21 protein-coding genes are annotated in these 23,025 nt (G+C 37.7%); 13 read left to right on the forward strand and 8 right to left on the reverse strand.

Annotated elements, in window-relative coordinates; all coding sequences use genetic code 11:
- The first annotated feature begins 16 nt into the window (after positions 1-16).
- The 8 genes from ACN9MR_RS08955 (at position 17) to rplT (ending at position 7,703) form a co-directional block, all read left to right on the forward strand.
- Entirely contained in the window at positions 17-754 is a 738-nt protein-coding gene (locus tag ACN9MR_RS08955) for a (Fe-S)-binding protein (RefSeq protein ID WP_426329284.1), read from the forward strand.
- A gap of 965 nt (positions 755-1,719) precedes the next feature.
- A complete protein-coding gene (locus ACN9MR_RS08960; protein ID WP_426329286.1) occupies positions 1,720-2,619 on the forward strand; it encodes a hypothetical protein in 900 nt (299 codons plus the stop codon).
- A gap of 218 nt (positions 2,620-2,837) precedes the next feature.
- Positions 2,838-3,935 (forward strand): acyltransferase family protein, encoded by a 1,098-nt coding sequence (locus tag ACN9MR_RS08965; protein WP_426329288.1) that lies wholly within the window; start codon positions 2,838-2,840, stop codon positions 3,933-3,935.
- A complete protein-coding gene (locus ACN9MR_RS08970; RefSeq protein ID WP_426329290.1) occupies positions 3,932-4,426 on the forward strand; it encodes a hypothetical protein in 495 nt (164 codons plus the stop codon). The genes ACN9MR_RS08965 and ACN9MR_RS08970 overlap by 4 nt, the downstream gene beginning before the upstream one ends.
- A gap of 115 nt (positions 4,427-4,541) precedes the next feature.
- On the forward strand, positions 4,542-6,467 hold the full coding sequence (thrS, locus tag ACN9MR_RS08975) for a threonine--tRNA ligase (RefSeq protein WP_426329292.1): 1,926 nt from the start codon (positions 4,542-4,544) through the stop codon (positions 6,465-6,467).
- A gap of 16 nt (positions 6,468-6,483) precedes the next feature.
- Positions 6,484-7,053 (forward strand): translation initiation factor IF-3, encoded by a 570-nt coding sequence (infC, locus tag ACN9MR_RS08980; protein WP_051691975.1) that lies wholly within the window; start codon positions 6,484-6,486, stop codon positions 7,051-7,053.
- A gap of 29 nt (positions 7,054-7,082) precedes the next feature.
- Positions 7,083-7,283 carry a 50S ribosomal protein L35 gene (rpmI, locus tag ACN9MR_RS08985; RefSeq protein WP_029279105.1) on the forward strand — a complete coding sequence of 67 codons (201 nt, stop codon included), beginning with the start codon at positions 7,083-7,085 and terminating at the stop codon, positions 7,281-7,283.
- A 75-nt stretch (positions 7,284-7,358) separates the two neighbouring features.
- Entirely contained in the window at positions 7,359-7,703 is a 345-nt protein-coding gene (gene rplT, locus ACN9MR_RS08990) for a 50S ribosomal protein L20 (RefSeq protein WP_025144714.1), read from the forward strand.
- 84 nt (positions 7,704-7,787) lie between these two features.
- On the opposite strand, the gene ACN9MR_RS08995 is transcribed toward rplT, so the two are convergent.
- The 4 genes from ACN9MR_RS08995 to ACN9MR_RS09010 all read right to left on the reverse strand — a co-directional run bounded on the left by ACN9MR_RS08995 (position 7,788) and on the right by ACN9MR_RS09010 (position 12,522).
- Positions 7,788-9,401 (reverse strand): discoidin domain-containing protein, encoded by a 1,614-nt coding sequence (locus ACN9MR_RS08995; RefSeq protein WP_426329294.1) that lies wholly within the window; start codon positions 9,399-9,401, stop codon positions 7,788-7,790.
- Positions 9,402-9,952: 551 nt separating this feature from the next.
- Positions 9,953-10,282: a YegP family protein gene (locus ACN9MR_RS09000; protein WP_426329296.1), complete on the reverse strand. Its 330-nt coding sequence runs from the start codon at positions 10,280-10,282 to the stop codon at positions 9,953-9,955.
- Between the two features lie 121 nt (positions 10,283-10,403).
- Entirely contained in the window at positions 10,404-11,855 is a 1,452-nt protein-coding gene (locus tag ACN9MR_RS09005) for a DUF294 nucleotidyltransferase-like domain-containing protein (protein WP_426329298.1), read from the reverse strand.
- Positions 11,845-12,522 carry an exonuclease domain-containing protein gene (locus ACN9MR_RS09010; RefSeq protein WP_426329300.1) on the reverse strand — a complete coding sequence of 226 codons (678 nt, stop codon included), beginning with the start codon at positions 12,520-12,522 and terminating at the stop codon, positions 11,845-11,847. The genes ACN9MR_RS09005 and ACN9MR_RS09010 overlap by 11 nt, the downstream gene beginning before the upstream one ends.
- A gap of 249 nt (positions 12,523-12,771) precedes the next feature.
- Between ACN9MR_RS09010 and ACN9MR_RS09015 the strand changes: the two genes are divergently transcribed.
- Positions 12,772-14,061: a M16 family metallopeptidase gene (locus ACN9MR_RS09015; protein WP_426329302.1), complete on the forward strand. Its 1,290-nt coding sequence runs from the start codon at positions 12,772-12,774 to the stop codon at positions 14,059-14,061.
- An 11-nt stretch (positions 14,062-14,072) separates the two neighbouring features.
- Positions 14,073-15,356, forward strand: coding sequence for a M16 family metallopeptidase (locus ACN9MR_RS09020; RefSeq protein WP_426329304.1), 1,284 nt, complete (start codon positions 14,073-14,075; stop codon positions 15,354-15,356).
- 209 nt (positions 15,357-15,565) lie between these two features.
- On the opposite strand, the gene ACN9MR_RS09025 is transcribed toward ACN9MR_RS09020, so the two are convergent.
- The 3 genes from ACN9MR_RS09025 to ACN9MR_RS09035 are packed head-to-tail and all read right to left on the reverse strand — an operon-like array spanning position 15,566 to position 19,435.
- Positions 15,566-16,303, reverse strand: coding sequence for an MIP/aquaporin family protein (locus ACN9MR_RS09025; RefSeq protein ID WP_426329306.1), 738 nt, complete (start codon positions 16,301-16,303; stop codon positions 15,566-15,568).
- Between the two features lie 34 nt (positions 16,304-16,337).
- Entirely contained in the window at positions 16,338-17,828 is a 1,491-nt protein-coding gene (gene glpK, locus ACN9MR_RS09030; protein WP_426329308.1) for a glycerol kinase GlpK, read from the reverse strand.
- A 14-nt stretch (positions 17,829-17,842) separates the two neighbouring features.
- Positions 17,843-19,435: a glycerol-3-phosphate dehydrogenase/oxidase gene (locus tag ACN9MR_RS09035; protein ID WP_426329310.1), complete on the reverse strand. Its 1,593-nt coding sequence runs from the start codon at positions 19,433-19,435 to the stop codon at positions 17,843-17,845.
- 158 nt (positions 19,436-19,593) lie between these two features.
- Here ACN9MR_RS09035 and ACN9MR_RS09040 point away from each other — a divergent pair, with 158 nt between their 5' ends.
- Entirely contained in the window at positions 19,594-20,358 is a 765-nt protein-coding gene (locus tag ACN9MR_RS09040; RefSeq protein WP_057934180.1) for a DeoR/GlpR family DNA-binding transcription regulator, read from the forward strand.
- Positions 20,359-20,402: 44 nt separating this feature from the next.
- Complete coding sequence (locus ACN9MR_RS09045; RefSeq protein WP_426329312.1) at positions 20,403-20,792, forward strand: response regulator transcription factor; 390 nt, start codon at positions 20,403-20,405, stop codon at positions 20,790-20,792.
- Positions 20,793-20,858: 66 nt separating this feature from the next.
- On the opposite strand, the gene ACN9MR_RS09050 is transcribed toward ACN9MR_RS09045, so the two are convergent.
- Positions 20,859-21,536: an acetyltransferase gene (locus ACN9MR_RS09050; RefSeq protein WP_426329314.1), complete on the reverse strand. Its 678-nt coding sequence runs from the start codon at positions 21,534-21,536 to the stop codon at positions 20,859-20,861.
- A 717-nt stretch (positions 21,537-22,253) separates the two neighbouring features.
- Here ACN9MR_RS09050 and ACN9MR_RS09055 point away from each other — a divergent pair.
- A complete protein-coding gene (locus ACN9MR_RS09055; protein ID WP_426329316.1) occupies positions 22,254-23,012 on the forward strand; it encodes a polysaccharide biosynthesis/export family protein in 759 nt (252 codons plus the stop codon).
- The last annotated feature ends 13 nt before the right edge of the window (positions 23,013-23,025 follow it).

Below are 23,025 nucleotides of genomic sequence, written 5' to 3' on the forward strand. Positions count from 1 at the left end.
AGTCGTTAAGAATATTATGAAAGTAGAATTATTTGTGCCTTGTTTTGTAGATCAGCTCTATCCTGAAACCGCTTTTAATACGTTAAGGTTATTAGAAAAATCGGGATGTGATGTTACCTACAATTCAAAACAAACCTGTTGTGGGCAACCGGCATACAATGCGGGTTATTGGGATGAGGCTAAGGAAGTGGGTACAAAATTTCTAAATGATTTTACTGAAAACACCTATGTTGTAGCACCATCGGCATCGTGCGTTGGTATGGTGAAAGGTGGATTTAACGATCTGTTTACCAATACCATTGTACATAACAAATGCCGGAGTTTGCAATCAAATATCTGGGAGCTTTCTGATTTTCTGGTAAACGTAGCCAAAAGAGATTATTTCGGAGCCGAGTTAGAAGGAAAAGCTGTTTACCACGATTCGTGTAGCGCCTTACGCGAATGTAAAATCAAAGATGAACCACGCCAGTTGCTTTCGAAAGTACACGGTTTGGAAATGATCGAAATGGAAGATACCGATATGTGCTGCGGCTTTGGCGGAACTTTCGCGGTTAAATTCGATGCCATTTCATCTGCAATGGCTGAGCAGAAAGTTAATCATGCGCTCGCACAACAGGCAGATTACATCATTTCGACTGATTTATCGTGTCTTTTACACCTTCAGGGTTACATAGATAAAAATAATCTGGCCATTAAAACCATGCACATCGCCGATGTATTGTGTAATGGTTGGCTGGAAAGTACAGAATATTAGTTTAAACCTGCAGGGGCTTGTTCTAACAGATAATGAGGCCGGCCAAATACTTAAGTGTATTAAGTTGACTTGGATGATCAATATTATTTTGAAAATCAGGGTTTGGCACCTCTCGTTACCACAGTCCTGCTATCACTCCAAGTCCTTCCCGATGAATCGGGATACCTCGCTCCAGGCTTTCCGTTCTATCAGGTTTATTTAATCTGGGCATGTGGTTCTTTATAACCTTAAACTAATGCGGATCATAAAATCGTCAAGTTATCTATGCATGCGTTTGGAACGAGCAGACAATTAAAAAATATCTTAATGCAATAAAAATAAATCCGCGTTAGGGATTGTAAGGGTTCAGTGCCGATTTTTCATCGGTACCGTAGCGCAGCCCTGAAAAGCCCGACCCTTGCGTAGCTTGGGTAACGCCCAAATCAATTTATACCTTACATTTATTATTAGGCTCCATATTGAAGAACCTCTGCATTGCTTTCTAAAACCTACAACAATTGTGAAAAATAAATTACATCCGGCATTTATATTCCTTAAAAGCCTTTCTCATCACTGTCATAATCAAAAATTTTGGTCTGTGATGACGCAGGCCGAGGAGAAGGGCAGCTAAATGCCTAAATGTCCCGAATTAGACCTGCGAGGTTTTCTTTTAAAAGAACCACAGTTTTTTGTTAAATAAACCTGGCCGCCAGCGTTATCCCGATTTAATGATCAATTTAAAATTAAACGGTCCATTCTATCGGGATTAAGCAGAGGGCAGGACTATCGTAACCAAAGAACCACTGTATTTGCTTTTCAAAAAAAATCTCAATTGTAAAAAATAAATTACATCTGCCTTTAAAGACTCATTAAGCCAGTCCAATTATTGGTTTTAACACAATTTAACATGTTTTACATTACAATCTGCAATACCTTTGTTAAACCTTTTTAAGGCTTTTGTATCTAACAAGCAAAACAAAATCGTAATGAAAAAAATAATCTTCGCTTTACTGGGAGTTTTATCAATTGCATCAGTTGCAAATGCGCAGCAGAAAAAAACTTCAGGGGCCATACAATTTGAAAATATTATCGATCCGGCAGCTATGGCTTCGGCAAGTGGTATCCAGCTAACCGATCAGATGAAAGCCAGAATGCCCTCCTCTAGCAAAAGCAACTTCGAGTTGTTGTTTACAGCTACAAATGCAAGTTATATGCCAGTTGAAGAAACTGAAGACAGTAACGGAGCAGGTGGTGGCGGTGGCGGCATGGGTCGTATGATGATGCGTTTTGGTGGTGGCGGTGGTAACAGAGAATACTACTATACCTTTGCAGATAAAGGACTTACAGAGGTTTTCGACCTGAACGATACTACTTATTATATGCCGAGTAAATTAACTTTATCTACTTCTGGACCGATAGGTTCTATGAGAGTGGGCGGTAGAAACCCTAATGATACCACTAAAGCAAAACCAGCTCCGGCACCAACAATCGAAGTAGTTAAAACAGATTCTACTAAACAGATTATCGGTTTTACCTGTCACCAGGCTATTATAAGATCTACAAGGGCTATTAAAATCTTGGATATGGATAAAAACGTAGTAGAAGAAACCAAAATCTGGTATACAAAAGATTTGGGCTTCGACTTTTCTCCGAACCCAAATATGTGGACGGAAGGTGCAGTTTTAGCGATCGAAGGTAGAGGTAACAGCTCAATTGCCAAAAGCATCGAGTATAGGAATGTAAGCGCAAAAGATGTAACCGCACCTAAAAAAGCAAAACTGATCACCGCTGAAGAGTATAAAACTAAAATGGAGAACATGATGAAACGTTTTAGACAGAACAGACCCGGCGGCGGCGGACAGATCAGATCATTTGGTATGAATTAATTCCGTTCGTTACCAGATATCCGAAGTTTGAGCTTAGGGCTGTGCCTCATGCGAACTTCTGATGTCTTTACATAAATTACCACCATAAATAATTCTATTAGCCCTGAAAGTATAAACGTTCAGGGCTTTTTTTGTATCATTTTTGAAAAGGTTGACTTTAGTTTTTGCATCTAAATTGAGAATAACTATTATTGGAGTTGAATATAACCTAGCCAAAAGTGATTTCAGCCGAGAACAAAACAAATTTATTAGCAACTAAACAACATTTCGAAATTTTAGATGGACTAAGGGGGATAGCGGCCATTGTAGTAGTGGTTTACCATTTTATGGAAATCGCGATTACCAATTATAACAAGAATTTTCTTTCACATGGTTTCCTCGCAGTCGATTTCTTTTTCTGTTTATCCGGTTTTGTTATTGCCTACGCTTACGATAGCCGTGCGCCACATATCGGGATTACACAGTTCTTTAAATTAAGGCTTATCCGCCTGCACCCGCTGGTGGTTATTGGTTCCGTTTTAGGACTGATCACTTTTCTGATCGACCCATACAGCGATCTTTATGAAATTTATGGATTAGGGAAAACCTTTCTTTTGTTTTTATCCTCAGCTTTTTTGATCCCTTATCCGGCCATGCCCGAGCGGTATACCAACTTATTCTGCTTAAATGCACCCGCCTGGTCGTTATTTTGGGAATATATTGCCAATATCTTTTACATTTTCGTGCTTTATCGGTTAGGTAAAAAATCACTGATCGCTTTGGTTGTTATAGGAGCGGTATGCCTTTGCTATGTAGCTGTTCGCGCTACCAACGTAGGTGGCGGCTGGGGAGGACAGAATTTTTGGGACGGTGGAGCGCGTGTGCTGTATTCTTTTACAGCCGGTATGCTGGTTTACCGTTTAAATTGGATAATTAAAAATAAACTTGGCTTTTTAGGCATGATTGTGCTTTTGCTCGCGGCCTTTTTAGTTCCTTTTAATGATAAATACAATTGGATTACCGAGCCGATACTTGTGCTGTTTTACTTTCCGCTTTTGGTGGCATTGGGAGCAGGTACAGCATTAAACCCATCGTTTAAAAAGATCTGTAATCTCTCTGGCGAAATATCATACCCGCTTTATATGGTACATTATCCATTTGTATGGATATTTTTAACCTATGTAGCAGAAGTTCAGCCACCAGCATCCTCACTTTGGGTGATTATCCCGGTTTCGGTACTGCTTTTAATCGTTTTCTCTTATATGGTAATGAGATTTGTAGATATTCCTTTGCGTAAATACCTTAAACAAAAATTTTTAAACGATAACAGAATATGAAACCTTCAAAACCTGTTTTGCTTTCCCTTTCCTTAATTCTGCTGTTTAGCTGCAACTCATCAAATAATGATTATGCCTATAATGAAAAAGTAACTTCAATTTTTTTGAGTGAAATGAAACAGATCGATGAAACAGATAGTGTTTTTAGAGATACTTTGAAGGTATATGCTAAAGGTTTTGGTGATTCTATTTTACTATCCACAAAGGCAGAAAATCTGATCAATAATTCAAAAATGGATCTTGCCAATATTGCTGATCTTAAACCAGGTAAAGAAGCTGTAAAATTTAACAAAGGTGTAATTGCATACCTGACAGCCATAAATGATTATGGAAAAACAGCACAAGAAATGCTGCAGGTAAAAACCATTGACGAAAAGAAAAAACTGCATGACCAACTTATGTTAAAGTATGAAAAACTGGATACTTACCCTGATCGTTTACTGGAAATACAGAAAGCATACCTGAATGAAGTGGGCCTGCAACCAAAGTAGAATTTCAAGTTTATCTATCAAATACGGTATGAAAATCGTATCTTTGCACAAAATAGAATCACATTGTAAGTGATCTTTAAACTTTTTTATTTTAAAATTTAAATCATAGTTGTAGATGATTAACATTACTTTACCTGACGGTTCTGTCCGTCAGTATGAAAAGGGCACTTCTGCCCATCAAATTGCATTGTCAATTTCTGAGGGTTTGGCCCGTAACGTGTTAGCCGCTGAGGTTAATGGCGAAGTTTGGGATTCAACAAGACCGATCGAGTCTGATTCATCAGTAAAATTATTGACCTGGAATGATACTGCCGGAAAATCGACTTTTTGGCATTCATCTGCTCACTTAATGGCTGAGGCTTTAGAAGCGCTTTATCCAGGTACAAAATTCGGTATCGGTCCGGCTATTGAAACTGGTTTTTATTACGATGTAGACTTTGGCGACCGTGAATTTTCTTCGGACGATTTCAAAGCTATAGAAACCAAAATGATCGAACTGGCTAAACAAAAGGAAACTTTTGTGCGGGAAAGTGTGAGCAAAGCTGAGGCGGTAAAATATTTTACCGAAAAAGGCGATGAGTACAAATTGGATTTAATTGACGGTCTGGAAGATGGTAAAATTACTTTCTATACCCAAGGTTCATTTACCGATTTATGCCGCGGTCCGCACATTCCGAATACCGGTTTTGTGAAAGCAGTAAAACTGATGAATGTGGCTGGTGCTTACTGGCGTGGCGACGAAACAAAAAAACAGTTAACCCGTATTTATGGTGTAACTTTTCCTAAAGCGAGCGAGCTTACTGAATATCTTTTAATGATTGAGGAAGCAAAAAAACGCGATCACCGTAAATTAGGGAAAGAGTTAGAGCTATTTGCTTTTTCAGAAAAAGTAGGAATGGGCTTGCCTTTATGGTTGCCTAAAGGAACTGCTTTGCGCGAGCGTTTGGTGAACTTTTTAACTAAAGCACAGGCTAAAGCAGGCTACGAGCAAGTAGTAACACCACATATCGGACACAAAAATTTATATGTAACCTCAGGTCACTGGGAGAAATACGGTAAAGATTCGTTCCAACCGATTAAAACTCCACAAGAAGGAGAGGAGTTCTTCTTAAAACCGATGAACTGCCCTCACCACTGCGAGATTTACAAAACAAAACCACGTTCTTACAAAGATCTTCCGGTTCGTTTTGCAGAGTTTGGTACGGTTTATCGTTACGAGCAAAGTGGCGAATTACATGGTTTAACCCGTGTACGTGGCTTTACTCAAGATGATGCACACTTATTCTGCATGCCAGAACAGGTGAAAGAAGAGTTTAAAAAAGTAATCGATCTGGTACTTTATGTATTTAAATCATTAGGTTTTGATAATTATACTGCTCAGGTTTCATTAAGAGACCCGGAGAACAAATCGAAATATATTGGTTCTGACGAAAATTGGAGGCTATCTGAAAATGCCATTATTGAAGCAGCTGCAGAAAAAGGCTTAAACACTGTTGTAGAATATGGTGAAGCCGCTTTCTATGGTCCTAAGCTCGATTTTATGGTGAAAGATGCTTTAGGCAGAAAATGGCAGTTAGGTACTATTCAGGTTGATTATAACCTGCCAGAGCGTTTCGAATTGGAGTACACTGGTAGCGATAACCAGAAGCACAGACCAGTAATGATCCACCGTGCACCATTTGGTTCATTAGAAAGATTTATTGCTGTTTTGATTGAGCATTGTGCCGGAAACTTCCCATTATGGTTAAGCCCGGAGCAATTTATTGTTCTTCCTATTTCAGAAAAATATGAAGAATATGCAAAAAAAGTTTTAGATGAACTAAATAATTCCGATATTCGCGGGCTGATTGACTTTCGTGATGAGAAAATCGGTCGTAAAATACGCGATTCGGAAGTTAAAAAGATCCCATACATGCTCATTATCGGTGATAAAGAAATGGCAGAAGGAAAAGTTTCTGTCCGTAAACATGGTGAGGGAGATTTAGGCGAAATGACGTTGGAAGAGTTCAACAATTTATTAAGAAAAGAAATAACAGTTTAAATTAAATAGTACAAATTTGGCATTAGGAAGACCAGGATTTAACAGGGGACCACGTCCGCCTTTTAAGAAAAAAGAAGCAGAGCATAACATTAATCAGTATATTAAATCGCCCGAAGTGCGTTTAGCTGGCGATAATGTTGAACCAGGGATTTATCCTTTGGCAAAAGCTTTGGCACTTGCTGATGAACTGGAATTGGATTTGGTAGAAATATCTCCAAATGCCGTACCACCAGTTTGTAGAATTATTGATTACAGTAAATTTGTTTACGAGCAAAAGAAAAAGCAGAAAGAAATTAAAGCTAATGCGAAACAAACTGTAATTAAGGAGATCCGTTTTGGCCCTAACACCAACGATCACGATTTCCAGTTTAAATTGAAGCATGCAGTAAGCTTTTTAGAGAACGGTGAGAAAGTTAGAGCTTACGTGCATTTTAAAGGTAGAGCAATTGTTTACAAAGAGCAGGGAGAAATTTTATTGTTAAAATTCGCCCAGGCTTTAGAAGATGTAGGAAAAGTAGAGTTATTACCTAAGTTAGAAGGTAAACGTATGTTCCTAACAGTTGCGCCTAAAGTAGCAAAAAAATAAAAATAGGTTTATAAATTAAAAAACAGGTTATGCCAAAAATGAAAACCAATTCCAGTGCTAAAAAGCGTTTTTCGCTTACTGGAACAGGTAAAATCAAAAGAAACAACGCATACAAAAGTCACATCTTAACAAAGATGAGTACTAAACGTAAACGTGCCTTAGGTCAAGCAAGTATCGTATCTGATGCTGATATGGGTAACGTTAAACGTATGCTTTGTATCGGAAAGTAATTTATTAATTCACCAGGTATCAGGCTTTAAGTTTCCGGTTAAACGGAACGCCGCTTGCCAAAAAACAACAACAACATGCCACGTTCGGTAAACGCAGTAGCTTCGAGAAGAAGAAGAAAAAAAATCCTTAATCTAGCCAAAGGCTATTGGGGAGCAAGAAGTAAGGTTTATACTGTTGCTAAAAACACAGTAGAAAAAGGTTTGCAATATGCATACCGTGACCGTAAAGTTAAGAAAAGAGAATTCCGCGGATTATGGATCCAACGTATTAATGCAGGTGCTCGTCAGCACGGTATTTCTTACTCTCAATTAATTGGTAAACTAGCTTCTAAAGAAATCGGTTTAAACCGTAAAGTATTGGCTGATTTAGCAATGAATCATCCAGAAGCTTTCAAAGCTGTAATTGATGCAGTAAAATAGAAATTTTCGCTTAAGCGATAATCATATTTAAAAAAGGTCCCGATGTAAATCGGGACCTTTTTCTTGTTGTTTAGTTTTGAAAATCTAATATAATCCCAATTCTGCCAGACTCGCAAACTGTAGACCATCCTGCGCTGAATTTAAAATAACTTTGAAATACTGGAATGTTTTAGCGCTGCCAAAATCAAAGTACTGTGCGCCATTTACATTTTGGGCCACATAGTTATTAACCGAAGTAAAGTTTATACCATCTGTACTGGTGAGGAGTTCAAAGTTTTTCACAGCCCTACTCAAACCGCTTCTTTGTGTTAAACTCAAGCCACTTGCCGTTTTTGAGGCGCCCAAATTGATCACAATAGTATACGGGTAGCTTGTGGCCGAGCTGCTCCATCGCGAATGCCAATACGTACTCGCACTGTTGTCAATCAATTTACTGGCCCTACCATTTATAGCACCTTCTCCACTGGTTTCTTCGGAACTAAATGAAGCAATACTCCATCCTGTTTTGCTTAACTCATTTTTGGTTGAGAAATTGAGTACAGGTAAGCCTCCTGAAAAAGTATAGGCGTAGATCTGTTCGGTTACGGTTCCATTGTCGTGTACCAATTTAACTTTCAGTTCGTATGGAATACCATCAGCTTTTTCCTGCAGATCGGCAATTGGCATTTCCACCCTAAAACTGTCAGTGCCTATTTTCTTCGACTCCCAGGTAATGGCATTATAATCCTTATTTACGCCAGTACCTTCGTTATTTACATTAGGGTCGTTATAATATAAAATACTGGTTACGTTGCCGGTAGAAGTAAATTTCCCTGATACTACTATAGAAGCTAAAGTGCTGGAATAGCTTGCGTATATTTTATTAATACTGCTGGTTACTGAACCGTAATAAGTGTTTGCGTTATTATTGAAAACCTGATTGGCATTTAAAATAGCTGCATCTGCGGCAGTTAAAAATGTAGGGCTTTTTCCTAAGGTTCCATTACCGGCCCACATTAATGCCATACCTAAAGTTGAGTTTTCAGAAACTTTTTGCCTATTATGTGGTAGATTCAATCCATGACCAAGTTCATGTACCATACCACCAAACCAAACACTGAAGCGATTACCAACGGTAGTGCTTAAGCCAAGATTTGCAATGTCCATTTCTTCATAATCCAGGGCATAACACCATCTGCCGGTACCATAAAATGGACCTCCGCTTGGTGTTCCATTCGAACCGATAGAATACCTTGGAATAATGATCAAAGTATGATCACTGGTTTTATCTGCCGGGTGCGCAGCAAAATAAGCATTTACTTCGCTTGCAACTGCCCCACTACCTCCAGAGTATGGATAACTTGCTTTTGGCAACGTTCCTCTAATGGTTAGGATTTTTACATTTCCAGCGCCATCATCAGCAAGGCCAAATGTTTTATTGCCATAGCCATTGCGATTCATTTCTTGTCTGTACCAATCTTGTGTCCATAATAAAAGATCACTCAATCTTTTTCTATAACCCGCAAGGGTGTCGAGATCGTTAGGTACAAAATACACAATATTTACATTGCGGCTTTGGGTAATAATGTTGGTTGTAGCCAGTTTTTTGTTAATAGAGAAGGTTTTTTCCTCTGGTTGTAATACTTCGGCCTTTTTACAAGATAGGGCGAACAGGCAGGCACAGAATAGCCCTGTTAAAAGTAGACTGTTTTTTTTCATACGATAATTTTAGGTTTAGGGTTGATAATATTTGGTATTGGTTGTTGTTGCTTTTTTATATGCTGCGCTCAGCCCCTTTGCTTCACCATAATTTGCCAGTCTTGGCCACTATTCCAAACCTTAAAAAGAGCGTATTGTAAATAGATTTTTACCTTATCTGGATTTAAGTTACAAACAAACTTATGAGTAAGGTTGAATTAAAACCGCGCAAACGTTTGTGTGGGATGAAATGTAATAAGCTTGAATGGTGTGGTAGAAGTGTAGTTTGGTCAGGTTTTACGGCTATCTGATTAGGTATTTAAAATAACCTTGGATTTATAAAGCGCAAACGTTTGTCCGGGCTTGTATTAAGCAATAGGTGTCTGAGTAAATTTAGGTTTACAGCTGGCGATGTGGGGGATGGCTGTAAAGGTAAGATTAGCTATAGCAAATTACTGTAGATTAATTGCTTTATGCTGTACAGAAGAATTTTTACGTTAATTTTTAGAGTGGGGTGTGGAGGGCATGAAAAGCGACCTGATTCGGAAATCTCGGGTCGCTGTATAATTTTTTTAACTTTGGTCGTCAGTACTTGCATCAGGTGCATTTTTTTGAACCGATTCGATGCCATTATCTCTGGCGGCTGTACTTTCGTACATTTCGCTGGAACCAATAATTTGACCATTTGTAGCCTTTAAACTAAAATGGTACTTGCCGTTAGAAGAAGTCTTTTTCTCGAATCTGGAATCATCCTGTGCATTTTTTTTAACAGATTCGATTCCGTTTTCACAGCTCGATTTGGCCGAATAGCCTTCGCTGGTTAAAATGGTCTGGCCATTACCAGCTTTAAGATTAAACTGGAATTCTCCGTTCGATCTCTTAGTAATTACAAATTTTCCCATAGGTCTGATTTTAATTTAAGTACTTGGTTAGCATTTTAACCTAAAATAAGTAGGTATTATTCCTAAAGTTATTAAAGTTTGTAAGCAATTACAATAAGCAGACAAGAGAATTAATGATAATTTAACCCAGACTATTTGTGAATTTCATTCGGATGCCGCTTTGAAAGTTCTGGATGATTTTGAAAATTTCGATTAAGGTTACTTTCTCAATTTTGGTTAAACTATCAATTTCGATAAAGTTATTGGGTGCAGCCTGATCATTGATAATCAGATTAGCTTGATGTTTCAACCTCAAGCCCATCAAATAATAATAAGATTGTGAAAGTTCGTTAAACTGTTCTTCGCTAAAAACACCAAGTTCTCTTAAGGCCTTTAAACGTTCGCCTGTATTTTCTTTTTGAAAAATTCTGTTCTGTAATGCATAAACCCTTGCTAAATCTACAATAGGGGTCATGGCTGTTTTAATATCGAATACTTCTTTTTTATGGATTTTTTGCGTTCTTATATTTCTAAAATAGGTGAGCGGCGGTTCATAGAGTAAGGCATTTTTGGCCAGGTATACGTAGAATTTTTCGATAGGTTTCTGCAGCTCTTCATCAACAAAAGACCGTAAACTTTCCATAATGGTTAAATCGCCATAAATGGCCCTGCAATCGAAAAATGCAGCAAATTTTACAGCAGCTTCGGGTAGAGCTTCTTCTATCCAGTTTTTATAATTGTACTTCCAGTGCGATAACGAATGTGTCCAGTTCGGATTAGTCGCCATATAGTCGCCATCGCAGTATACAAAACCAACAAAATTTAATTTATCCGAAACCTGGGTAGCCAGGTCTAGAAAATAAGAACGTACGGCAGCTCTTTTATCTTCTCCTGTATCTTCGTAAATAATGGCATTATCCTGATCAGTTTTTAGGCTAAGCTCTTTTCTCCCCTCACTTCCCAAAACCATAAATACAAATTTTGCAGGTGGCGGACCTAGTTTGGCAATTACCTCTTCAATAATTTTAAAGGAAATGGTGTCGGCAATGGTTGTTACCACCTCGTTTACAATTTTCGAATGCACGCCTCTAGCCAATAATTGCGACACGATGCCGGGGACTTTCTGCCATTTTAATTTTAAATCGCCGGTATTTACAGCAGATTTTACTGATTGGATAAAAACTAATGGAGATTCTGCCTGCTCGCTTAAAAGGCGGTTCCTGCTTAAAAAGCCAACATAATTACCATTGTCGTTTACCAATAAATAGCGCGATTTTTTGCTGAACATCATCAATATCGCCTCATACACGTAAGCATCAGGAGTTATAGTGACAATATTGGTGTCCATAACCTTATCAATCGGCAGATTTGGATTCAGTTGTTTGGCAATTACATTATCCCTTAAAGTAATATCGGTTACGAAGCCCAGATAAACATCCTGATCATTTTTAATAAAGAGGCAACTGGTTTTGTGTTCTGACATTTTAATTGCAGCCTCGAAAATAGGTGTGCCCGGGCTGCAACTCACTATCTTTTTGAAGGTAATGTCTCCAATACGGGCAGTATAAATTTGATCGGCTAGTCTATCTTCCATTAAAAAATCCCTGTAAAATTCTTTTAAATGAAAATTCTTTTGTCTTTTCCTTTTCCAGGTTAAAAGTATGCTCCTGATGGTAGGCTGAAGTTAAGCTAATTTTGCCTGTTTTTAAAAGATGAAAGAAAATCTTTGCCGTGTTTAGTGTATCGGATAAAGCATTGTGCGTATTTTCGGGTGCTTCATTAAATAAAATGGTATAAAACTTATCCAGCTTTAAATGACTGATTACTGTATTGGTGATATAGGGTGCACTAGCCTTCATTGTACAGAAAAAAGCCAGGTTTTTAAAAATGTTTTCCTTTCCGATACGATATAATTCAACATTAACCATGTGATAATCGAGCTCAATAAAATGCCCGATAACCAGTGGCTGGTATTTTTCTATATCTTCAGAAAACTGCAACATTACCTTTTCTTTACTTTCTCCATGTGCATGAAGGTATTCAGGTGTAATTTTATGAATTTTTAGGGCAGCTTTATCAATGGTGAAGTCGGTGTTTTTGATATAGTGATTCTCCCGCTTAATTTCCTGATAAGACTGATCATAAATAATCCAGGCAATTTGGACAATATGAGGCCAGTTCTTTTCTTTAGCGTAAGGCGCCTTCCAGTTTTTAGGTAGGCCTGATGTTTCAGTATCAACAACGAGGAAGTATTCTTGCAATTTTAAATGGTTAGCGTATAAGATTGATCTACTTCAAAGATAATTATTTAACAATATAAACTGTAATTATTCATATATCCTTTAATAAAGAGGATTGTTAAATAAAGTGTTTTTTATTTGTTAAATTGAAAGATTAACGCTTATTTGGTGCCAAAATTTAATTAAAATATGCGCTCTCTATTCTTTAGCTCCTTAGCTTGTATACTGTGCCTTAGTTCTGTTTTTGCCCAGGAAAAGCTTGGAGAAAACATGCATTTCAAAAAACTTGATAATGGTTTAGAAGTACTGGTGGTTGTAGACCGAACAGTGCCTCTGGTTACCATTGAAATGGCCTGTAGAAATGGTTCTTTTACCGAAACCGACGAATTTAACGGCCTAAGTCACCTTTACGAACATTTATTCTTTAAGGCTAATAAAGATTATCCCGATTTCGAACGTTTAAATTCGAGAATGAACGATCTGGATATTAATTCGAATGCCACTACACGAGAAGAAGTGGTGAATTATTTTTTTACGCTTCCTGCTGCTAATTTAAAGCCCGGATTAAGTTTAATGAATTCATCTATCCGTTATCCGAAATTTATAAAAGAAGATATGGCTTTGGAAAATGAAGTGGTAAATGCTGAATTTACGAGACATGAATCAAGTCCGGTATTTGCTTTGATAGAGGCCAATTCGCGGCATATGTGGGGGGCAAACTATTCCCGTAAAAACGTAATCGGTAGCCATGAAGTAATTTTATCGGCTACTCCATCAAAAATGGATTCCATTAAAAATAAATATTACTGGCCAAATAATTCAGTTCTGGTAATTGCTGGTGATGTTAAAGTTGATGAAGCTTTTAGTTATGTAAGTTCTGTTTTTGGAAGCTGGAAACGATCGCCGGTTGATCCTTTTGTGAAATGGCCAATCCCTGAGTTTAAACCGCTTCAAAAAAACGATTATTATTTTGTAGAGTCTAATAAAAGCCCTGTTCCGTTTATGCTGTTTAGCTGGCATGGTCCGGATACCAGAAACGATATTCCGGCCACTTATGCTGCTGATGTTTTTTCTTTCATCGTGAATCAAAACGGTTCTAAAATGAAACAGGCGCTTATTAATTCAGGATTAGCCCAACAGGCCGATGTGAATTATTACACCCAAAAATATACCGGACCGATTAGTTTAATGGTGAGTCCTAACCCCGCAAAAATAAAAGAATGTTATCAGGAAGTGCTAAAGCAGATTTCGCTTTGGGCCAATGAAGATTATTTGTCTGATCTACAGATTGAAAGGGCCAAAAGATTATTATCAATAGAACAGGTAGAAAGAAGAGAGGTAACTTCCGATTATGCACATCTACTTTCCTTCTGGTGGGCTTCGGCATCGATTGATTATTATACGCACTACGAAGAAAATGTAAATAAAGTAACAAGGAAAGATTTACTTGATTATGTACGCAAGTATATTAAAGACAAACCTTATTGTGCTGGCCTGATGATGGATAAAACAGGTATGAATGAAGTAAAGCCAGAAACATTTTTTAAATCACCCAAATAACCTGACGCTCGATGAAAAAAGTCATATTTTTTATAAACTTTATCTTAGTTTTCCATATTGTCAACGCGCAAACCAAGGCCATTTCATTTGATGTGAATGGTTTAAAGGTGATTTTAAAGTCTACACAGAAAGAAACAGTTAGTATGAGCATGTTTTTTAGAGGCGGGGTAATGAATTACAACGCTGAAAGAGCTGGAATCGAAAATCTGGCTTTGGCATCTGCCGCTACCTGTGGTACTAAAAATTACAGTGTTGTTGATTATCAGGAGTTGGCTGATGAATATGGAATTGATATTTCTGGTTCATCTACAACTGATTATGGTACAATTAACATGGATTGTATTTCTAAGTATCTTGATCAGGGCTGGAAGCTTTTTTCGGATGCCGTAATTAATCCGGCTTTTGATAAAACGGAATTTCAAACAACTAAAGAACGTATGATTACGGGTATTTATCATAGTCAATCCGATCCTGAAACAAGAATTGAGCAATTGAGTATGGAAAGCATGTTTAAAGATTCGCCTTACAGTATTAATCCCTTAGGCACAAGTAAAACTTTAGGTGGTTTTACAGCTGAAATGGTTAGCAATTATTACCATAACGAATTATTGAACAAGAATAAAATGTTTTTGGTCGTAGCTGGAAACATTACAAAAGAAGAACTGGAAAAGAAAATTCAAACTTCTTTTAATACCCTTAAAGGAAAAGCTTACACGCCGCCGATTTACGATCGTAAGACTTTAACAGGTGAGCATCTGGTAATCGAACAAAGAGATATTGCGACTAATTATATGAGTTGTATTATGAATGCCCCAACCATGACTAATGCCGATTATTATGCTTTTGTGCTAGCAATTAATGCATTAAGTGGCAGTATGAATTATGAACTGAGAACTAAACTGGGTTTATCATATGCGCCAGGAGCAACCGTTAAAATACAACAGATTCCATATACTTCTATGTTTGTAAGTACTACCCAACCTAAAAAAGCTTTTAAAGCGATGATTACGGTATACAACAACATTAAAGAAGGAAAGTATGGTGAACGTTATCTTGAGGCATTAAAAAAAGAGCATCGAGATAGATACTACAGGCATCAGGAAAGCGCAAGTTCGATAGTGAAAGATTTAGGTGAAGCTGAAGTGCTTGGCGATTATAGTATTACCGAGAATATGGTAGCCAATTTTAACAAGGTAAGCTTGCAGAACATGAAAGATTCTTTCGGAAAGTATTTAAAAGGTGCCATTTGGATATACTTAGGCGATGAACAGGTAGGAAGAGCCGCTTTTCAGTAATAGCGTTCGTCATTGTTCGTGATGTCAGATGTTACCATCTGACACTAAATAAGGTTTGAAATTGAAATCTTCAATTCTCATTTTTGGTTAATGAATTTAGATTTGTTTATAGTAAGATGGTAACATCTGCCTGCACAACTACAATCATGAAAAGAGCGTTGTCAACTTTCTAGCGAAAAAGCTATTAAAAGTTGACAACATAAATGCCATTATTTACTAATCAACAAAAAAGCCACAGCAGCTAATACTGAGCCAATTATCGGCCCAACAATTGGTACCCAGGCATAACCCCAGTCGCTACTTCCTTTCCCTTTCATTGGGATTAAAAAGTGAATAATCCGAGGTCCCAGATCTCTTGCCGGATTAATCGCGTATCCGGTTGTTCCGCCTAAAGCCAAACCAATTACCCACACTAAAAACGCTACCGGGATGGCACCCATTGAGCCTAAGCCAATAGGAGTAACTGTTTCTTTAGTACCCATACTGGCATCAGTAAAATAAAAGATCACAAAGATTAAAACGAAAGTGCCAATAATTTCTGATACCAAATTTGACGATATATTTCTAATGGCTGGAGCGGTTGCGAAGGGAGCCGCCTTTAAACCTTGATCATCTGTAGCATCGAAATGATCTTTGTAAATAAGCCAAACCAGAAAAGACCCTGTCATTGCGCCAGCCAGCTGTGCAAGAATATAAAACGGAACCAGTGCCCAGCTGAAGCCTTTTCCGATGGCAAGTCCGAGGGTTACAACTGGATTTAAGTGCGCTCCGCTGTACGGACCTGCTACCACAACGCCAACGAATACGGCAAGTGCCCAGGCTGTTGTAATTACAATCCATCCACTATTGTTGCCTTTGGTACCTTTAAGCACTACGTTAGCTACAACACCATTTCCTAAAAGAATCATTAGCGCTGTGCCAATAAATTCTGCAAGATATACATTCATATAATTAAATTCTTATCCAATTAAATTTGTCCAATTAGTCCTCTGCATTTACTCTAGCCGCTTTTATGGCTCTATTCCAGCCCTTTATTCTTTCTGTATTGTCAATTCCCTCCTCAGCAACAAAAGTTTTGTTGATCTTCCATTGCGAACGGATCTGATCGATACTTTTCCAGAAACCAGTGGCTAATCCGGCCAGATAAGCAGCACCAATGGCGGTAACTTCTGTTACATCTGGTCTGATTACTTTACAGTTTAACAGATCGGCCTGAAATTGCATTAATAAATTGTTTGCCGTAGCACCACCATCTACCCTTAATTCGGCAATATTTACGCCTGCATCAGCTTCCATCGCTTTTAAAACATCCATGGTTTGGTAGGCAATGCTTTCTAAGGCTGCCCTGGCGATATGCGATTTGTTTGTGCCGCGGGTTAATCCGGTTATGGTGCCTCTTGCATGTTGATCCCAGTGTGGCGCACCTAAACCCGCAAAGGCAGGAACAACATAAACCCCATCGGTATCTTTTACTTTTTTAGCTAAGGTTTCTACGTCTGCTGATTTAGAAATGAGTCCCATTTCATCGCGAAGCCATTGCACCACCGCACCACCGATAAAAATACTCCCTTCTAAAGCGTAATTTACCTCACCATTAATCTGCCAGGCAATAGTAGTTAATAGATTATTGGCTGATATTTTTGGCTTCGACCCAATATTCATCAGCATAAAACAGCCAGTACCATATGTGTTTTTTACCATCCCGATTTCGGTACACATTTGCCCGAATAAAGCAGATTGCTGATCGCCGGCTATCCCCGCAATAGGGATTTTTGCTGCCAGTATGCGTCCTGCGGTTTCGCCGTAAACTTCGCTTGATGATTTTACTTCAGGGAGCATGGCTTTCGGTATCGAAAAAAGCTCGAGCAATTCGTCGTCCCAGCTTAGGGTGTGGATGTTGTAAAGCATTGTTCTTGATGCATTACTTACATCTGTTACATGTTTTTCGCCAGCTGTTAATTTCCAGATTAACCAGGTATCGATGGTTCCGAAAGCAAGTTTTCCGACTTCCGCTTTTTCCCTTGCCCCGGCAACATTTTCTAAGATCCATCTGGCCTTGGTAGCTGAGAAATAAGAATCTATAATCAACCCTGTTTTTTCCTGTATTTTATTGGCCAGTCCTTGTGCTTTAATTTCATCACAATAGGCAGAAGTGCGCCTGTCTTGCCAAACAATGGCATTGTATATCGGTTGTCCGGTTTCTTTATCCCAAACCACGGTGGTTTCGCGCTGATTGGTAATGCCAATAGAATCGATATCGCCAACGGTTAAACCGGCTTTAACAATCACTTCTGTTACAACAGCCAATTGTGTCGACCAGATTTCCATTGGATCGTGCTCTACCCAGCCAGCTTTTGGATAAATCTGTGTGAATTCTCGTTGTGCAATGGCAACAATTTCGCCATTGTGATTAAAAATAATTGCTCTCGAACTTGTGGTTCCCTGATCGATAGACAAGATGTATTTACTCATAATTAGGAATTTGGTTAGTTGGCTAATGCCGATTCGGTTATTTTAGGTGTAGAATGATAAACATAACCATCGGCTAATTTATTAAAAGTTTCGATTTGGTTAATTTCCCAGTTTTTATCAGCCGATAATTCTTTGGCCAGGAGCGAAGCTACTCTAGGGGCCATGTCTTTGGCTGCTTGTGCATTAATAAACAGTATCCTTAATCTTCTGCTTAAAATATCTTCTACTGTTTCGGCCATTTCGTTTCTTGCAGACCAAAGCACTTCTGCTTCTGTATAAGGGAACGTGGGAATTAATTTATTGCCAAGACTTGGATCTTGCGCAATTAAAGCTTCAATTTTACTGCGATCCGATCCATAGATAGCCAAATGACTATCTGTGGCAGTGGTTAAACTACCATGTATGCTTAAATTTTGGGTTACGCATGCTTTCGGTTCTAAACCAGCATGCGTAATGGCTAAATCGACCGTTTCTTCTGCCATTCTGCGATAGGTGGTCCATTTACCACCGGTAATGGTAATTAATCCCTTTGCAGAAACAATAAGTTTATGGTCTCTGCTAATTTCTTTTGTACTATTTCCATCTCCATTGGTAGGAGCGGCCAAAGGGCGTAAGCCTGAGAATACACTTAAGATATCTTTTTCCATGGGTTTGCGGTTAAAATAACTCGCCGCCGTACTCATAATAAAATCTACCTCTTCTTTTAATGCCCTGGGTTCTAAACTATGTTCGTTTAGCGGAGTGTCTGTTGTGCCCACTAGTAAATGTTCGTGCCATGGAACGGCGAATAAAACACGGCCATCAGAAGTTTTTGGTATCATTAAGGCCGATTCGCTGTTTAAAAAACTTTTATCTAGCACCACATGTACACCTTGGCTAGGACGTACCATTTTTTTTGAATTCGGGTTATTCATTTGCAGGATATCATCCACAAACACGCCCGTGGCATTAATTACTATTTTGCCAATATATTTAGCGGTTAAGCCAGTTATGGTGTCTTCTGTTTCAATGCCTGTAACTATGTCGCCACTCTTTAACAAGCCGGTTACCTTTGTATAGTTTAATAATGAGGCACCGTTTTCAATAGCAGTTTGTGCAATATTTATGGCTAAACGGGCATCATCAAACTTGCCGTCGTAATACCTGATGCTTCCTTTTAATCCCTTCTCCTTAATGCCAGGCATCATGGCTAAGGTTTCTTTTTTAGAGAAAAACTTAGATTTGCCGAAGCTATATTTACCTGCTAACCAATCGTAAAGCGTAAGTCCAGTTAAATATTTTATAACGGAGAACCAATCGTAACAGGGAATCAGAAATTCTTCTTTATTTACCAGGTGCTTTGCGTTTTGTTGTAATAGGCCACGTTCTTTTAAGGCATGTTTTACTAAACCGATATCGCCCTGTGCAAGGTAGCGAACGCCACCATGTACCAGTTTAGTACTCCGGCTGGATGTTCCTTTGGCAAAATCAGATTGTTCTACCAATAAAGTTTTAAAGCCCCTGCTTGCAGCATCCAATGCAGTGCCCAAACCTGTGGCACCTCCACCAATAATTATGAAGTCCCAATTTATGTTTTCTGTTAGATGATGCGGGTGTAATCTTTCCATTTAAATTTATAAAAATAATAAAACGAAACAATACGCAATTATAAGAAATCATAATCGAAATAATATAATACGCGTGTTAAAAATTTATTAAATATTTGTGCAAAATATTTTAAAGAATGTTTTTATTGCTAATTTGCAGCACGCTAATTAAATATACTATGATGAATTTGGCTGAGAGGCACCAGTTTATATTAAGTCGCCTGCAACGTGATCAATACATAAATGTAGTCGATTTATGTAAGGAGTTGAAAGTTTCGTCTGTAACAATAAGAAAGGACTTAAAACTACTTGAAGATAAGAGCCTATTGTTTAGGACTCATGGTGGAGCTACCGTAAATAATCCATACACGGTAGACCGTCCGGTTAATGAGAAAGAGAAAATACAATCTACAGAAAAAAACAAAATAGGTATTGCTGCTGCTGCACTGCTAAATGATAACGATTCTATCGTTATTGCATCAGGTACTACAGTGCTTTATTTTGCTAAGAATATTGTTCCAGCAACAAATTTAACTGTTGTAACTTCTGCATTAAATGTAGCGCTCGAATTAATGCGCGAACCAAGTATTGAAGTAATACAATTAGGCGGATTGCTTAGAAAAAGTTCTTCATCGGTAATGGGTGCTTATGCAGAACAGGTTTTGCAGGATTTTTATTTTAATAAACTATTTCTAGGTGTTGATGGGATTGATCTTGATTTTGGATTAACCACTACTAACGCCATGGAAGCACATTTAAACCGCAAAATGATTGGTGCATCACAAAAAACGATTGTACTTGCCGATTCTACCAAATTTGGAAAAAGAGGCTTTGGAAAGATATGTGGATTAGAAGAAATTGATCATATTATTACCGATAAAGGAATTTCTGAACAAATTGTTAAACATTTAGAGAGTTTGGGTGTTACTGTTACTATCGTATAGCGCATTCCACGCGAACGGTATAATCCAAACATTATAATTTGAACATGGAAAGAAAACGAATACACATTTTAGAGGATGATCAGGAGATCAGAAACGTTATTGAAATTCTATTAAAAGATGAAGGTTTCGAATTGCAGCTTTCATCATCATTTGCTGAGTTAAAGAAAAATATCCAGGATGCAATGCCTGATCTTTTTTTACTTGATGTAATGTTACCAGATGGAAACGGAGCAGAAATTTGTGAAGATTTAAAAACTGATATTTTCACTAAACACATCCCAATTATTGTAATGTCTGCACAGAATAATAGCGAACAAAAGGCTATTGATGCATTTGCTGATGATTATATCAGTAAACCTTTTGATATTTATGATGTTTTGGAGCGTATTAATACGCAGCTGAAGCGAAGTGCTGAAAATAGAACAAAAGTTTAATTAAAAATTAAGCTTAATAAAAAAAGGGAAACGTTAACGTCTCCCTTTTTTTATGGATAGCGTTTATTAGCCCTGTTTTACATCTTGTCCTTTATTGAACATCACAAAACGTTTAGAATCGCCAACGCGTTGAGGTACTGTTGCATTTGAAACAATGGCGTAATCTTCAGTATTCTTGTTTATAAAAACGCCTGCACCAATAATGTTGTGGCTGCCAATAACAATATCCTCCTTTACTGCAGAATTAATTCCTAAAAAAGAATTATTACCAATGGTTACATTTCCCGCCAGGATATTGCCCGATAATAGAACATTGTTCTCAATAGTAGAATGATGGCCTATGCGGGAACCGATAAGCATACAATTATTGCCAATGGTTACAAAGGGTTGTATATCACAGCATTGGTCGATGAAAGTGTTGTTGCCGATTACCAGATCAGGCCATACATTTGCTTTTGATGAAACATAATTGGCAAAACTATAGCCAGATTCGCTTACCCTGTGGTACACACTTTCCCTGGCATTGTTTCTACCAATGGCAATATGCATTTTATGGGTTTCTGGAGGAAAATCTTTAATCACCTGGGTGAGACTTAAAATAGGTAATCCTAATAGCATACTTCCTGCAGGAGGCACATACGCATCATCAACACAAAAGGCAACAACATTATAGTCGCTGTCATTCATAAATGAGTAACAGATAAACTCAGCCATTTTTCCAGTTCCATAAATAATAACTTTCATATTTAATTCTTGTTTTTAGGTTTCTAACGAATTTATGTATAAAACAGGCTTTTCAACCTTTTTAAAGCATACTGTACACATTTTGCTAATTCTTGTTTACAGCTTTCACAGTTGGGCATTTTTTTACTTTTTGCGCTGCTTTAAAGGGATATTGCTTTTATGTTAATCGTTTTATCTGATTTGTTCGCCAAGAACATACTGTTATTACGCAAAGTTTAATTGTGTTAAGCAGAATGTGTTTTTAGACAATTAGAAATGTATTGTAAAACAGCTTGCACAGAAATATGCGAAGCATAACTTGTTTACTGTCTGGTTAGGGAAAAATAATCGGTTAAGCCGTAAATCTAAGCTTGGTAATTGGCAGTTTTTCTTGCAGATTTTATAATAATCGTTTTATACCCCCTATAAATTGTAGTATTAAACAGCTTTTTTAAATGTTAAAACATTTTCTGATGTTTTTTGAGTTTTACAGAGTAAGATTTTAGCCAAAGCCAGGCTTTTTTGAGTGAAAATACTGCCAAAATATTATACATGTTCTGCGTTGTAAAATTTACAAATGATGTGCAATTTATGGGCACAGTATTTAAAATGCTGTGCATGCTGCTTATATTTTATACAATTTAAATACAACCCCAATCTGTCTATAAAACATTGACGCTTAATTGTATAGCTTAGTTCTTAATAAATCGAAACAAAAAACTAAACATTACTTAGGCTATGAAGAAAGTAATATTATTTATCGCAATATATACATGCATTATCACCGGATGCGCTCCCAGAAGAGATCTTGTATACTTTAGTAACCTGGCTAAACAAACTAGCGAAGTTAAACTTCAAGGTCAGGAAGTTAAAATTCAGCAAAACGACCTTTTAAGCGTAAGCATAAACAGCTTAAATCAGGAGTCGAATGTTTTATTTGCTGTTAATACCAAAAATGCAAACGCTGAAAGCAATTATAAGGTAGAAGGTTACCGGGTAAGTAAAGACGGGATGATTAATCTGCCTGTTGTAGGTAATGTTCGCCTGGAAGGTTTAACCATCGAGCAGGCGCAAGCTGCCATATCAAAAGAATTAGATAAATATGTTAAAAAGCCGGTAGTTGATGTTCAGCTGGTCAATTTTAAAGTAACGGTAATTGGCGAGGTAAACCGACCATCAACCTTTACTGTACAGGGAGATAACATTAATCTCTTGGAAGCATTGGGAATGGCTGGCGACATGACTGTTTATGGCAAAAGGGAAAATATTTTAGTAATCAGGCAACAAGATGGTCAAAGGGTAATGAAAAGACTTAACCTGAACAATCAGGACGTGATGGATTCTCCATTCTTTTATCTAAAACAAAACGATGTTGTGTATGTAGAGCCTGATAAATCAAAAGCGATTGAATACAGTCCCAATACACGCATCATGCCAGTAGTAATTGCTTCTATATCAGCAGTTGCAGTATTAATCACAGCTGTTCTTCGTCGATAAACGCCTTTTAAAA

Origin of the sequence: Pedobacter sp. R-06, from assembly GCF_049913135.1 — a bacterium.
GTDB lineage: Bacteria > Bacteroidota > Bacteroidia > Sphingobacteriales > Sphingobacteriaceae > Pedobacter.

Coding starts and splice junctions, on each gene's coding strand:
- ACN9MR_RS08955 (WP_426329284.1), top strand. CDS start 17: ATGAAAGTAGAATTATTTGTGCCTTGTTTTGTAGATCAGCTCTATCCT.
- ACN9MR_RS09020 (WP_426329304.1), top strand. CDS start 14,073: ATGAAAAAAGTCATATTTTTTATAAACTTTATCTTAGTTTTCCATATT.
- ACN9MR_RS09040 (WP_057934180.1), top strand. CDS start 19,594: ATGATGAATTTGGCTGAGAGGCACCAGTTTATATTAAGTCGCCTGCAA.
- ACN9MR_RS09045 (WP_426329312.1), top strand. CDS start 20,403: ATGGAAAGAAAACGAATACACATTTTAGAGGATGATCAGGAGATCAGA.
- ACN9MR_RS09005 (WP_426329298.1), bottom strand. CDS start 11,855: ATGGAAGATAGACTAGCCGATCAAATTTATACTGCCCGTATTGGAGAC.
- thrS (WP_426329292.1), top strand. CDS start 4,542: ATGATTAACATTACTTTACCTGACGGTTCTGTCCGTCAGTATGAAAAG.
- ACN9MR_RS08970 (WP_426329290.1), top strand. CDS start 3,932: ATGAAACCTTCAAAACCTGTTTTGCTTTCCCTTTCCTTAATTCTGCTG.
- ACN9MR_RS09055 (WP_426329316.1), top strand. CDS start 22,254: ATGAAGAAAGTAATATTATTTATCGCAATATATACATGCATTATCACC.
- ACN9MR_RS09015 (WP_426329302.1), top strand. CDS start 12,772: ATGCATTTCAAAAAACTTGATAATGGTTTAGAAGTACTGGTGGTTGTA.
- ACN9MR_RS09035 (WP_426329310.1), bottom strand. CDS start 19,435: ATGGAAAGATTACACCCGCATCATCTAACAGAAAACATAAATTGGGAC.
- rpmI (WP_029279105.1), top strand. CDS start 7,083: ATGCCAAAAATGAAAACCAATTCCAGTGCTAAAAAGCGTTTTTCGCTT.
- rplT (WP_025144714.1), top strand. CDS start 7,359: ATGCCACGTTCGGTAAACGCAGTAGCTTCGAGAAGAAGAAGAAAAAAA.
- ACN9MR_RS09025 (WP_426329306.1), bottom strand. CDS start 16,303: ATGAATGTATATCTTGCAGAATTTATTGGCACAGCGCTAATGATTCTT.
- ACN9MR_RS08995 (WP_426329294.1), bottom strand. CDS start 9,401: ATGAAAAAAAACAGTCTACTTTTAACAGGGCTATTCTGTGCCTGCCTG.
- ACN9MR_RS09050 (WP_426329314.1), bottom strand. CDS start 21,536: ATGAAAGTTATTATTTATGGAACTGGAAAAATGGCTGAGTTTATCTGT.
- ACN9MR_RS09000 (WP_426329296.1), bottom strand. CDS start 10,282: ATGGGAAAATTTGTAATTACTAAGAGATCGAACGGAGAATTCCAGTTT.
- ACN9MR_RS08960 (WP_426329286.1), top strand. CDS start 1,720: ATGAAAAAAATAATCTTCGCTTTACTGGGAGTTTTATCAATTGCATCA.
- glpK (WP_426329308.1), bottom strand. CDS start 17,828: ATGAGTAAATACATCTTGTCTATCGATCAGGGAACCACAAGTTCGAGA.